10 protein-coding genes are annotated in these 13,176 nt (G+C 68.4%); all 10 read left to right on the top strand.

Going from position 1 to position 13,176, the window contains the following annotated elements:
* Nucleotides 1-23 precede the first annotated feature (23 nt).
* The 10 genes from mreC to GIY56_RS07010 all read left to right on the top strand — a co-directional run bounded on the left by mreC (nt 24) and on the right by GIY56_RS07010 (nt 13,160).
* Nucleotides 24-956, top strand: coding sequence for a rod shape-determining protein MreC (mreC, locus tag GIY56_RS07055; protein ID WP_154764115.1), 933 nt, complete (start codon nt 24-26; stop codon nt 954-956).
* Nucleotides 957-1,484, top strand: coding sequence for a rod shape-determining protein MreD (locus tag GIY56_RS07050; RefSeq protein ID WP_154764114.1), 528 nt, complete (start codon nt 957-959; stop codon nt 1,482-1,484).
* Complete coding sequence (gene mrdA / locus GIY56_RS07045; RefSeq protein WP_154764113.1) at nt 1,481-3,421, top strand: penicillin-binding protein 2; 1,941 nt, start codon at nt 1,481-1,483, stop codon at nt 3,419-3,421. Before GIY56_RS07050 ends, mrdA begins: the two co-directional genes overlap by 4 nt.
* Nucleotides 3,422-3,426: 5 nt before the next feature.
* A complete protein-coding gene (gene rodA, locus GIY56_RS07040; RefSeq protein ID WP_154764112.1) occupies nt 3,427-4,566 on the top strand; it encodes a rod shape-determining protein RodA in 1,140 nt (379 codons plus the stop codon).
* On the top strand, nt 4,566-5,474 hold the full coding sequence (locus GIY56_RS07035; RefSeq protein ID WP_154764111.1) for a 2-hydroxyacid dehydrogenase: 909 nt from the start codon (nt 4,566-4,568) through the stop codon (nt 5,472-5,474). Before rodA ends, GIY56_RS07035 begins: the two co-directional genes overlap by 1 nt.
* Nucleotides 5,475-5,613: 139 nt before the next feature.
* Nucleotides 5,614-6,114, top strand: a complete 501-nt coding sequence (locus tag GIY56_RS07030) for a biliverdin-producing heme oxygenase (protein ID WP_154764110.1) — start codon at nt 5,614-5,616, stop codon at nt 6,112-6,114.
* Nucleotides 6,111-8,666 (top strand): HWE histidine kinase domain-containing protein, encoded by a 2,556-nt coding sequence (locus tag GIY56_RS07025; RefSeq protein WP_154764109.1) that lies wholly within the window; start codon nt 6,111-6,113, stop codon nt 8,664-8,666. Before GIY56_RS07030 ends, GIY56_RS07025 begins: the two co-directional genes overlap by 4 nt.
* Before the next feature lie 179 nt (nt 8,667-8,845).
* Nucleotides 8,846-10,144 carry an MFS transporter gene (locus GIY56_RS07020; RefSeq protein WP_154764108.1) on the top strand — a complete coding sequence of 433 codons (1,299 nt, stop codon included), beginning with the start codon at nt 8,846-8,848 and terminating at the stop codon, nt 10,142-10,144.
* A gap of 137 nt (nt 10,145-10,281) precedes the next feature.
* On the top strand, nt 10,282-11,652 hold the full coding sequence (locus GIY56_RS07015; RefSeq protein ID WP_328288470.1) for a malonyl-CoA decarboxylase: 1,371 nt from the start codon (nt 10,282-10,284) through the stop codon (nt 11,650-11,652).
* Complete coding sequence (locus GIY56_RS07010; protein WP_154764107.1) at nt 11,649-13,160, top strand: malonate--CoA ligase; 1,512 nt, start codon at nt 11,649-11,651, stop codon at nt 13,158-13,160. Before GIY56_RS07015 ends, GIY56_RS07010 begins: the two co-directional genes overlap by 4 nt.
* Nucleotides 13,161-13,176 lie beyond the last annotated feature (16 nt).

The following is a 13,176-nucleotide window of genomic DNA, read 5'->3' as shown; positions in this document are numbered from 1 at the left end:
GCAGGCCGGCAAGGGCTGCGTGAATGGCACGCAAGGGACCAGATTTCACGACACCCGTCCGGCGCGTGCTGATCGCGCTGATGGCGCTTGTGCTGATCGCACTGTTCCTGTTCTGGCGCATCGACAGCCCGCGGGCCGAGGCAATGCGCATCGCCATCATCGACCGGGTGGTGCCCCGTTTCGAATGGGCCATGGCGCCCGTCACGCAGGTCAGCCAGATGATCGGCGGGTTCCAGTCCTATGCGCGCATCTATCAGCAGAACCAGGAATTGCGGCGGGAATTGCAGAAGATGCAGGCCTGGAAGGAAGCCGCCGTCCAGCTTGAGCAGGAAAATTCCAAGCTGATGGCGCTGAACAATGTCCGCATCGACCCGGCGCTGACCAGCGTCACCGGCATGGTGCTGGTGGACAGCGGTTCGGCCTTCCGCCAGTCGGTGCTGCTGAACGTGGGCGCGGATGACGGCATCGTCGAAGGCTGGGCCACGATGGACGGCTTGGGCCTCGTGGGCCGGATTTCCGGCCTGGGCAAGCGGACCAGCCGCGTGGTGCTGCTGACCGATCCGTCGTCGCGCATTCCGGTATCCGTCCAGCCATCGGGGGAAAAGGCGCTGCTGACGGGTGACAACACGCCATTGCCGTTCCTGGACTTCATCGAGACGCCGGACAATGTGCGCCCCGGCGACCGGGTCGTCACCTCGGGCGATGGGGGGGTGTTCCCGCCGGGGCTGCTGGCGGGGCAGGTGGTGCAGGGCAGCGACGGGCGGATGCGGCTGCGCATGGCCGCCGATTACGGGCGGCTGGAATTCCTGCGCGTGCTGCGGTCTCGTCCCGCCGAAACCGTGGCCGATTCGGGCGCGGTCATCACCCCCCAGGAACAGGGCTTCATCGGCCCGCAGATGCCCGCCTCTCCGGTCGAGGCGGCGGCATCGGATCCGCTGGCCACGGGGACCGACTAGATGAACCGGCAGTTGCTGATCGGCACGGCGCTGTTCTGCACGGCGATGGCGGTTCTGCTGTTCGGGCGCCTGCTGCCCTTGTCGGCGGGGACCGCGCGCCTGCCCGGTCCCGACCTGGGGCTGTGCCTGGCGCTGGCCTGGGTGCTGCGCCGCCCCGACCAGCTGGCGGCCCCCGTGATCGCGCTGGTCTTCGCCGTCCAGGACATCATCCTGTTCCATCCCCTGGGTCTCTGGCCCGCCATCGTGGTGCTGGGGACCGAGGCCGCACGCTTGCGTGAGGGGCGTTGGCGGGACGGGCCATTCATGGTTGAATGGCTGCGCACAGCCATCCTGATCGGCATGATGATGCTGGCTTATCGTATCATTCAGGTGTTGTTCATGATGCCGGTTCCGGCCCTGGGTCAGGTGATCCTGCATTACATCGCCACCGCCGCCGCCTATCCGCCCGTGGTGCTGGCCGCCCGCGCGCTGCTGGGCCTGCGCCGCATCACCCCCGTCGAGGCCGAGCACATGAGGTTCACGCGATGACCAACGCGCCCCGGCAGAACGACGCAAGCGGCCGCGGCATCACCCGCCGCGGGCTGATGCTGGCGGGCATCCAGCTGGGCGTGGTCACGACCCTGGCGCTCAAGCTGCGGTCCATGCAGGTCGAGCAGGCCGAGCAATACCGGATGCTGGCCGACGGCAATTCCATCAAGATCCGCCTGCTGGTGCCCGCGCGCGGGCTGATCCACGACCGCAACGGCATCGTGATCGCAGGAAACGAACAGAATTACCGCGTGACGCTGACGCGCGAGGAAGCGGGCGGCGACGTGGAACCCGTGCTGCACCGCCTGGCCCGGCTGATCCCCATCAGCGACGCCCGCATGGCCGAGCTTCTGGACGAGTTTTCCAAGCGCAGCGCGATCACGCCCATCGTGCTGGCGGACCGCCTGACCTGGGAACAGTTCAGCTCCATCGCCGTGAACGCGCCCGCCCTGGCCGGGGTCACGCCGGAATCGGGCCTGTCGCGCGTCTATCCCCGGGGCGGCGATCTGGCGCATGTCCTGGGCTATGTCGGGCCGGTGTCGGATTACGACCTGTCCAAGATCGAAAATCCCGACCCCGTCCTGATGCTGCCCGAGTTCCAGCTGGGCAAGGTCGGCTTCGAGGCCCGGATGGAGGAGCATCTGCGCGGCAAGGCCGGCCAGCGCCGGGTCGAGGTGAACAGCGCGGGCCGCGAGATGCGGCAACTGTCGCGCCAGGAAGGCGAACAGGGCGCGACCGTGCAGATGACCATCGACGCGCAGTTGCAGAACTATGCCGCGCAGCGCATGGGCCAGGAAAGCGCCGCCGCCGTCGTCATCGACGTGCAGACGGGCGACATCGTCACGATCTGTTCCTCGCCCTCGTTCGATCCCAACAAGTTCGTGCGCGGGATTTCCTCGCCCGACTACAAGGCGCTGATGAACCACGACCATCGCCCCTTGGCCGACAAGACCGTGCAGGGCGTCTATCCGCCGGGATCGACCTTCAAGATGGTGACGCTGCTGGCCGGGCTGGAATCGGGCGTCATCAATGCCGGATCGCGCTTCTATTGCCCCGGCTATACCACCGCCGGGGGCCGCCGCTTCCATTGCTGGCGCAAGGGCGGCCATGGGACCGTCGATGCCGTGACCAGCCTGTCGCACAGCTGCGACGTTTATTATTACGAACTGGCGCAAAAGGTCGGCATCGACCGCATCGCCGCCATGGCGCGCAAGCTGGGCCTGGGCCAGCGCCACGACCTGCCCATGTCCGCCGTGGCCGAGGGGATCGCGCCCGACCGGGCCTGGAAGCAGGCGCGCTATGGCCAGGCCTGGCAGGTGGGCGACAGCCTCAACGCCTCGATCGGGCAGGGCTATGTGCTGGCCTCGCCCTTGCAACTGGCGGTGATGACCGCCCGCATCGCCTCGGGGTTGGAGGTCAGGCCGCGCCTGGTGCGCGCCATCGACGGGGTGGCCCAGCCGGTTCCCGACTTTCCGGCGCTGGACGTGAACCCGGCCTTTTTGCGCGTGGCGCGGGCGGGCATGGACGCGGTGATGAACTCCGACACCGGCACCGCGCGGCGATCCCGCATCATCCGCGAGGATTGGCGCATGGCGGGCAAGACCGGCACCAGTCAGGTCCGCAACATCACCGCCGCCGAACGGGCGCGCGGCGTGGTCTCGAACGACCAGTTGCCCTGGAACCGGCGCGACCACGCGCTGTTCGTCTGCTTCGCGCCCCTTGATGCGCCGCGCTATGCGGTGTCGGTCATCGTGGAACATGGCGGGGGCGGATCCACGGTCGCCTCGCCCATCGCGCGCGACATCCTGCTGTTTGCCCTGAACGGCGGCCTGCCGCCCCTGGACGCCGTGCCCGGGGACCAGCGCGACGCGATGGAGGAACGCCACAACGCCATGCACCTGTTCGCGCCCGATGCGCCCCGTCTGACGCGGGCCTGATCGCCATGTCCTATCTCGACTACACCGTCGCCCAGACCCCGACCGGCATCCGCAAGATCCTGTATCTGAACTGGCCGCTGGTCTTTCTGATCGCCGCTGTGGCCTCGATCGGGTTCCTGATGCTGGTTTCCGTGGCGGGCGGCAAGGTGGATACCTGGGCCGAGCCGCAGATGTACCGCTTTGCCGCCGGCATGGTGATCATGATCGCGCTGGCCTTCGTGCCGATGTGGTTCTGGCGCGGCATTTCCATTCCCGCCTATGTCACCTGCGTGCTGCTGCTGGTGGGCGTGGAGCTGGTGGGCACCATCGGCATGGGCGCGCAACGCTGGATCGACATCGGCCCAATCCGCCTGCAACCATCCGAACTGATGAAGATTTCCCAGGTTCTGCTGCTGGCCGCCTATTACGACTGGCTGCCGCCGCACCGGGTGTCGCGCCCCTTGTGGGTGCTGATCCCGGTGGTGCTGATCCTGGCGCCGACCGGGCTGGTGCTGATCCAGCCGGATCTGGGCACCTCGATCATGCTGGTGGCAGGCGGCGGCATCGTGATGTTCGTGGCGGGCGTGTCGCTGTGGTATTTCGGCGTCGTCATTGCCGCCGCCGTGGGGCTGGTCGCGACCGTGCTGGAAAGTCGCGGCACCGACTGGCAGCTTCTGAAGGACTATCAGTTCCGCCGCATCGACACCTTCCTGGACCCGACCGCCGATCCCCTGGGCGCGGGCTACAACATCATCCAGAGCCAGATCGCGCTTGGATCGGGCGGCTGGTCGGGCCGGGGCTTCATGCAGGGCACGCAGTCGCGGCTGAACTTCCTGCCCGAGAAGCACACCGACTTCATCTTCACCGTGCTGGCCGAGGAGTTCGGCTTCGTGGGCGCGATGTCGCTGTTGGGGCTTTACACCCTGATCATCGGCTTTTGCCTGTATTCGGCGCTGTCGAACCGCGACCGTTTCGCATCCCTGATCACCGTGGGCATCAGCGGCACGTTCTTTCTGTATTTCTCGATCAACATGGCCACCGTGATGGGGATGCTGCCCGCGAAAGGCTCGCCCCTGCCGCTGGTCAGCTATGGCGGCACCTCGCTGATGATCCTGATGCTGGGCTTCGGGCTGGTGCAGGCCGCCCATGTCCACAGGCCGCGATGATGCGGGTGCTGTTCGCCGCCCCTGATGCCTATTGGCCCATCTGGGCGCCCATCCTGACAGGGCTTGCGCCCGAGATGGAGCTGGTGCGTGACGCCGACCCGGCCAGCATCGACGCGATCATCCATGCCCCGAACGGCCCGATCAGCGACCTGTCGCCCTATGTCAACGCGCGTCTTGTCCAAAGCCTCTGGGCCGGGGTCGAGCGCATCGTGACTAACCCCACCCTGACGCAGCCCCTGGCGCGGATGGTCGATCCGGGGCTGGCGCGCGGGATGGCGGAATACTGCACCGGCTGGGCCTTGCGCGCGCACCTTCGGATGGACGCCTATGCGCAGGACGGCACCTGGCGCAACGACCTGACGCCGCCCTTGGCTGATGCCCGCCAGGTCACGATCCTGGGGATGGGCGAACTGGGCCGGGGCGTGGCTGCCATACTGGGCGGCATCGGTTTTCGCGTCACGGGCTTCAGCGCCTCGGGGCGGGCGGTCCCGGGGGTCGAGGTCTTTGGCCCGGGCGGGCTGGACCGGGCGCTGGCCGGGGCCGAGATCCTGATCGCCCTGTTGCCCGACACCCCGCAGACGCGGGGCCTCTTGGACGCGGACCGGCTGGCGCTGCTGCCCCGAGGGGCCTGGCTGATCAACCCGGGCCGGGGCACGGTGCTGGACGACGACGCCCTGCTGGCCGCGCTGGATCGCGGCCATCTGGCCCATGCCGTGCTGGACGTGTTCCGCACCGAGCCGCTGCCCCCGGACCATCCCTTCTGGTCCCATCCCCGCGTCACCGTCACGCCCCATGTCGCCGCCGAGACGCGGGTCGAGACCGCAGCCCCCGTCGCCATCGAGAACCTGCGCCGCGCCATGACGGGCCAGCCGGTCCTGCATCTGGTGGACCGCCGGAAGGGATATTGACCCCCCGGGCGGTTAACATTCCTTAAGCGGCTGTCGGAAAACCCCTATTGCGGCCTTTCGGCAATGCCCGTTATGTCTGGTGCGGCATCTGCAATGTGGCAAGGGTTCCATGCAAGACGGCACACTCCGTCGCGTTCTGGTGACGGAAACGCGTGACCTGCACCAGACGCTGGACCAGGGGATCGGCGCCCTTGGCGATGCCGCCGCCTATGGCGCCTTCCTGTCGGGCAGCCACGCCTTCCGCGCCGCGCTGGAACCGCAACTGGCGCAGGTCGCGGGATGGCAGGTGCAGCCCCTTGCGCCCCTGATCGCACGGGATCTGGCCGACCTGGGCCTGCCGGTGCCCGGCGCTTCCGCTGCGCTGCCGCTGCCCACCCCTGCGGCCAGGGCCGGTGCCTGCTACGTGCTGGAAGGCTCGGCGCTTGGCGGGCGTCTCTTGGCGCGCCGCGCGGCGGCCCTGGGCTTTGGTCCCGGTCATGGCGCGCGCCACCTTGCGGCGCAGACGGCATTCCCCCCGCGCTGGCGCGCGTTCCTGGCCTGGCTGGAAGGGGGCGGCTTTGCCGCGCCCGAGGCCGCCGCCGCCGCGCGCGCGGTCTTTGGCCTGGCGCTGCGCGCCCACGGCGTGAAGGCCGTCGCATGAACAACAACGCCTCGGATCCCGCGCTGGCCGGACAGCCGATCGACCTGACGAATTGCGACCGCGAGCCGATCCATATTCCCGGCAGCATCCAGCCGCATGGATGCCTGCTGGCGTGCGACAACGGCGCCCGGCGGATCCTGTTCTGTTCGGAAAACGCCCCCGCCATGCTGGGCCTGCCCGGCCTGCCCCTGGACCGCTCCCTGTCCGAGGTGATCGGCAGCGAGGCCGCGCACACCCTGCTGAACGCGCTGGCCGTGTCGGGAAACCGGCCCCGCCCGGCGGTGGTCTTTGGCCTGGACGTGAACGGACGCGCGCTTGACGTGACCATCCACCGCCATGACGACCGCACCGTCATCGAGTTCGAGCCTGCCGCCACCCGCCTTGGCCGACAGATCAGCCTGTCGCGCACGGTGGTCGAGCGGATGCGCCGGATCTCTGACGCCGACCGGCTGGTCCAGCAGGCCGCGCCGCTGATCCAGGCGCAGCTGGGCTATGACCGGGTGATGGTCTATCAACTGGGCGGTGACGGCGCGGGCAAGGTCGTGGCCGAGGCCAAGCCGGAAGGCCACGAAAGCTTCCGCGGCCAGTTCTTTCCTGCCAGCGACATCCCCCGGCAGGCGCGCGCGCTGTATCTGCAGAACCCGATCCGGGTCATCGGCGACGCCTCGTTCACGCCCGTCCCGATCGTGGCCCTTGACCCGCAGGCCGGGCCGCTGGATCTGTCCTATGCCCATCTGCGCAGCGTCTCGCCCATCCATTGCGAATACCTGCGCAACATGGGGGTCGCCGCGTCGATGTCGGTGTCGATCATCATCGACGGGGCGCTGTGGGGGCTGATCGCCTGCCACCATTATGCGCCCAAGGTGCTGACCATGGCCGACCGCGCCGCGGCCGAGATGGTGGGCGATGTCTTCTCGATGCATCTCGACGCGCTGCACCGCCGGCACGCGCGCGACGCCGAACTGACCGCGCGCCGGGCGCTGGACGACCTGCTGGCCAATGCGGTCCGGGCCGAGGATGCCGGTCCCGCCCTGCGCGACCGCCTGCCGCGCCTGGCAGACCTGATCCCGGCCGACGGCGTCGGCATGTGGTTCGATGGCGTCTGGACCACCGTGGGCCACGCGCCGACCGAGGCGCAGGCCGCGCCCCTTCTGGCGCTGGCGCTTGAACTGCCGGAAGGGCAGGTGTTCCGCACCGACCACCTGGCAAGCCTGCTGCCCGATGCGGCGGACCTTCGCGGGCTGGTCGCGGGGGTGATGGTCGTTCCCCTGTCCCGGCGGCCACGCGACTTCATGTTCTATTTCCGCAAGGAAGCCGTGCAGACGCTGGACTGGGGCGGCGATCCGAACAAGACCTACGAGACCGGTCCCTTGGGCGACCGCCTGACCCCGCGCAAGAGCTTCGCGATCTGGAAGGAAACCGTTCGCGACAAGTGCCACCCCTGGTCCGAGGCCGATTGCCGCTTTGCCGAGGCCCTGCGCATCGCCGTGACCGAGGTGCTGCTGTTCAACAGCGAGGTCCTGGCCGACGAACGCTCTCGCGCCGAGGTGCGCCAGCGCGTCCTGAACCGCGAACTGAATCACCGGGTCAAGAACATCCTGGCCATCATCCAGTCGCTGGTCAACCGCAAGCCCCCCGAGGGCGAGACGCTGCAGGGCTTTGCCGGATCGTTGCGCGGCCGCATCCAGGCGCTGGCCTATGCCCATGACCAGATCGTCCGCGACGACGACGAGACCGGGCTTCTGGGCGATCTTCTGGCAGCCGAACTTGGCCCCTATGCCGGCGAGGGGCGGGCCATCCGCCTGGACGGTCCCGCGGTGGCGCTGGACGGACGCGCCTTTTCCGTCATGGCGCTGATCCTGCACGAGATGGCGACCAATGCCGCCAAATACGGCGCGCTGTCGCGGGCCAGCGGGCATCTGTCCGTTGCCTGGCATGTCGATGACGCGGGCAACTGCCACATCGACTGGACCGAGGACGGGCTGGAAGGGCTGGTCCCGCCGGCCCGGTCGGGCTTCGGTTCGGCCCTGGTGGAACAATCGCTGCCCTTCGACCTGGGCGGCGAAAGCCGGATCGCGTTCCGCCCGACCGGCGTGGCCGCCCGCTTCATGCTGCCCGCCCGCTTCGTCCGCCATGCGGGGGTCCCGGCCGCCCCGCACGCGGACCGCGCCGCGCCGGCCACCGCTGCGCCGCGGCCCGGCCGCCGCGTGCTGCTGGTCGAGGACCAGACCCTGATCGCCCTGTCCCTGGAAGCCGAGTTGCAGGACCACGGGCTGGAGGTGAGCGGCCGCGCGGCCTCGGTCGAGGCGGCGCTGGAAATGATCGACCACGATCCGCCCGACCTGGCCGTGCTGGATGTCAACCTGGCCGATGAAACCTCGCTGCCCGTCGCGGAACGGCTGCGGGGCCGGGGCATCCCCTTCGTCTTCGCCACCGGCTATGGCAGCGACTTCGACCTGCCCGCCGGATTCTCGGACGTGCCCGTCGCCACCAAGCCCTATCAGGTCCACGACATCCTTCGGAAGCTGTCCGAGGCGGAAGGCCGCGGCTGATCAGCCCCATGACGGGGCAGGCGCCGCCCCGCAGGTAATCTCTGGCTGCAAACCTGCCATGTCCGCGCAATTTTCGGCATGTCTGGCATTCCCCTTGCGCATGGTTTGCGCTAGCGCAGGCCCCGCACCGGCATCTTCCGCGATACCGGGCCTTTTTCCAACAAGCGGATCAATGAACGATGACCGATCAGACGATTTCCGCGCCCGCAACGGCGCGCGCCGACGTTCCTGCCAATTCCCCCGCCCGGGTGCTGCTGGCCAGCCTGATCGGCACGACGATCGAGTTCTTCGACTTCTACGTCTATGCGACGGCCGCCGTGCTGGTCTTTCCGACCCTGTTCTTCCCGGCCTCGGACGCGACAACCGCGCTGCTGGCGTCCTTCGCGACCTTTTCCATCGCCTTCTTCGCCCGGCCCTTCGGCGCGGTCGTGTTCGGCCATTTCGGCGACCGGATCGGGCGCAAGGCCACGCTGGTCGCGGCGCTGCTGACCATGGGGATTTCCACCGTCGCGATCGGCCTGCTGCCGACCTATGCCCGGATCGGCGTGGCCGCGCCCACGCTGCTGGCGCTGTGCCGGTTCGGGCAGGGCTTTGGCCTCGGCGGCGAATGGGGCGGGGCGGTGCTGCTGGCGACCGAGAACGCGCCCGAGGGCAAGCGCAGCTGGTACGGCATGTTCCCGCAGCTTGGCGCGCCGGTGGGGCTGTTCCTGTCCTCGGGCTTCTTCTGGGTGCTTCTGCATTTCATGTCCCAGGACGACCTCTTGGCCTGGGGCTGGCGGCTGCCCTTCCTGGCTTCGATCGTCCTGATCGTCATGGGCCTGTGGGTCCGCCTGTCGATCACCGAGACCCCCGAATTCGCCGAAGCCGTGAAGAAGGAGGAACGCGTCTCGGTTCCCGTGGTCGAACTGTTCCGCAACCACAAGCGCAGCCTGTTCCTGGGCACCTTCGTGGCCTTGGTGACCTTTGTGCTGTTCTACATCTGCTCGGCCTGGCTGTTGTCCTTTAACGTCAAGGTGCGCCAGATCGCCTTCACCGACGCGCTGCTGATGCAGATCTATGGCTCGGTCGTGTTCGGGGTGGCGATCCCGCTGGCGGGCAAGGTGGCCGATGCGGTCGGGCGGCGGCCCTTCCTGATCGTCGTCACGGTGCTGATCGGCGGCTTCTCGTTCGCCCTCGCGCCGCTGATGGGCGGGGGGCAGGGCGGCCTTTACCTGTTCGTGACGGTGGGCATGTTCCTGATGGGCCTGACCTATGGCGTGATCGGCGCCGCCCTGGCCGCGCCCTTCCCGACGCGGGTGCGCTATACCGGATCGTCGATCACCTTCAACTTCGCGGGGATCTTCGGGGCCTCGCTCGCGCCTTACGCCGCGACCTGGTTGCAGCAAACCTATGGCCTGACCCATGTGGGCTACTACATGGGGGCGGCGGCGGTGATCACGCTGCTGTGCATCCTGGCGTCAGGCCGGGACGAGGTCTGAACAAGGGTGCGGACGGGAACGGCAAGCGGACATCAGATCGGCCTTGGCCTATGACGCCGATGAGGCGAGGATTCGGGTGGAGGCGGATCGTGCTGCCGTGAAGATCCGGCGGCACCCCCTTGCAAAGGAGACGACACGTGACCCGGACCGTGCAGACCCCCCGCCCAAGCCGCTTTGGCGACCTGTTCGACATGCTGACCGACCGGGGCCGCGCCCTGCTGCGCTGGCGCGATGGGGCGGGACGGGTGACGGCCCCGCCCGGCCTGCCGCAGATGGCCGAGCTGCTGCTGTCGCGCCGGGGCGAGGCCTCGGGCGTGGCCCTGGCCCGCGCCCTGGTCACGGCCTTCGAGGAAGCGGACGAAGCGAAGCGCCTGGAATTTCTGCTGGCGTTGGCCGACCGCTTCGGTCCCGATCCCGGGGCGGTGGGCCAGGCGCTTGCGGCCATCCAGGCGCAGCCCGGCTCGGTCGAGGCCATCGAGGCGCTGCACACCGCCGCCGAACCCCGCCGCCAGGAACTGTTCCGCCGCCTGAACCTTGCCCCCGGCGGCACGGCGGCCCTGGTGCGGATGCGCGAGGAACTGCTGGGCCACCTTCGCGACAACCCCGGCCTGCGCCGGGTGGACAGCGATTTCGCGCATCTGTTCGCGTCCTGGTTCAACCGGGGCTTTCTTGTGCTGCGCCATATCGACTGGAACACCCCGGCCGCGATCCTGGAAAAGATCATCCGGTACGAGGCCGTCCATGCCATCCGGAACTGGGACGATCTTCGGGGCCGCCTGCAACCCACCGACCGGCGCTGCTATGGCTTTTTCCACCCGCAACTGGTGGACGAGCCGCTGATCTTCGTCGAGGTCGCGCTGACCCGGGCCATGCCCGACACGGTGGCGCCGCTGCTGGATCTGGACCGCACCCCCATCGACGCGGACCGGGCCGGCACGGCGGTGTTCTATTCCATCTCGAACACGCAGCGGGGACTGGCGGGGGTGTCCTTCGGCAATTTCCTGATCAAGCAGGTGGTCGAGGAACTGAAGTCCGAACTGCCGAACATCCGGACCTTCGTCACCCTGTCCCCGGTGCCGGGCTTTGCCGCCTGGCTGGCGCAGGCGCGGGAAGGGGGCGACATGCTGGACGACGAGTTGCGCGCGGCCTTGAAGCCCTTGGACCAGCCCGGCTGGCATGTGGACCCTGACGCCGCGCAGGCGCTGCGCGAGCCGCTGCTGACGGCGGCCGCGGTCTATTTCCTGCGCGCCCGCGACGCCAAGGGCCGGGCGGTCGATCCCGTCGCGCGCTTCCACCTGGGCAACGGGGCCTGCCTGGAACGACTGAATTTCGGGGGGGATGTCTCGGCCAACGGGTTGAAGCAATCGCACGGGCTGATGGTCAATTACCTGTATGACCCCGGCCGGATCGAGGCGAACCACGAAGCCTTCGCCGAACGCACCGAGATCGCCGCATCCGACGCCGTGCGCCGCCACCTGCCCGCCTTGACCCCGAAGGAAAAGCCATGACCGCCAACCTCTTCGACATCCTGGAAACCGGCATCGCCGACGCCCAAGCCACCGCCATCGAGACCGCCGGGGGCGAGGCGATCAGCTATGGCGATCTGGTCGCGCGGACGGGGCGGATGGCCAATGCGCTGGTGTCCCTGGGCGTCAAGCCCGGCGACCGGGTGGCGGCGCAGGTGGAAAAGTCGGTGGAAGCGATCATCCTTTATCTGGCCACCGCGCGCGCGGGGGCGGTCTTCCTGCCGCTGAACACCGGCTATACGCCCGGCGAGATCGACTATTTCATCGGCGACGCCACACCCGCGGTGTTCGTCTGCGACCCCGCGCGGGCGGATGCGCTGGAGGATGCGGCGGGGCGGGCGGGGGCGCGGATCGTGACGCTGGACGCGGACGGGCAGGGCAGCCTGACGGATGCCGCCACCGACGCCGCGCCCGATTTCGCGACCGTCCCGCGCGAGGCCGATGACCTGGCGGCGCTGCTCTATACCTCGGGGACGACGGGGCGGTCCAAGGGCGCGATGCTGACCCATGGCAACCTCGTGTCGAACACCGACGCGCTGCGGGATGCCTGGCGCTATGGGGCGGGTGACGTGCTGATCCACGCCTTGCCGATCTTTCACACCCATGGCCTGTTCGTGGCGACAAACGTGACGCTGTTTTCCGGCGCGTCGATGATCTTCCTGCCGAAATTCGACCCCGACCGGATCATCGCCCTGATGGACCGGGCGACCGTGCTGATGGGGGTGCCGACCTTCTATGTCCGGCTGCTTCAGGACGACCGTCTGAACCGCGACACGACCGCCCACATGCGGCTGTTCATTTCCGGGTCCGCGCCCTTGCTGGCGGAAACGCATCGCGAATGGCAGGCCCGCACCGGCCACGCGATCCTGGAACGCTACGGCATGACGGAAACCAACATGAACGCCTCGAACCCCCATGACGGCGACCGGATCGCGGGCACCGTGGGCCTGCCCCTGCCGGGGGTCGAGATCATCGTGACCGATCCCGAAACCGGCGCGGAACTGCCCGGGGGCCAGATCGGCATGATCGAGGTGCGCGGGCCGAACGTCTTCAAGGGATACTGGCAGATGCCGGAAAAGACCGCCGCCGAGTTGCGCGGAAACGGGTTCTTCATCACCGGCGACCTGGGGAAATTCGATGATCGCGGATACCTGCACATCGTCGGGCGCGGCAAGGATCTGATCATCACCGGCGGCTACAACGTTTATCCCAAGGAAATCGAGACGGAAATCGACGCCCTGCCCGGCGTGACCGAATCCGCCGTGATCGGGTTGCCGCATCGCGATCTTGGCGAGGGCGTGACGGCGGTCGTGGTGCCCGCCGATGCCGGCCTTTCGGAAGCCGCCGTTCTGTCGGCGCTCGACGGCCGGCTGGCCCGGTTCAAGCAGCCCAAGCGCGTGCTGTTCGTGGACGAGTTGCCGCGCAACACCATGGGCAAGGTGCAGAAGAACCTGCTGCGCGACCGATACAAGGATCTTTATCGCCCGTAGGGTGCGTGCTCGCACG

The organism is Paracoccus lichenicola, from assembly GCF_009708075.1.
In the GTDB taxonomy this organism is placed as follows: Bacteria; Pseudomonadota; Alphaproteobacteria; order Rhodobacterales; family Rhodobacteraceae; genus Paracoccus; species Paracoccus lichenicola.
The sequence above is the reverse complement of the archived record's forward strand: the minus strand, read 5'-3'. Positions and strand labels throughout refer to the sequence as shown.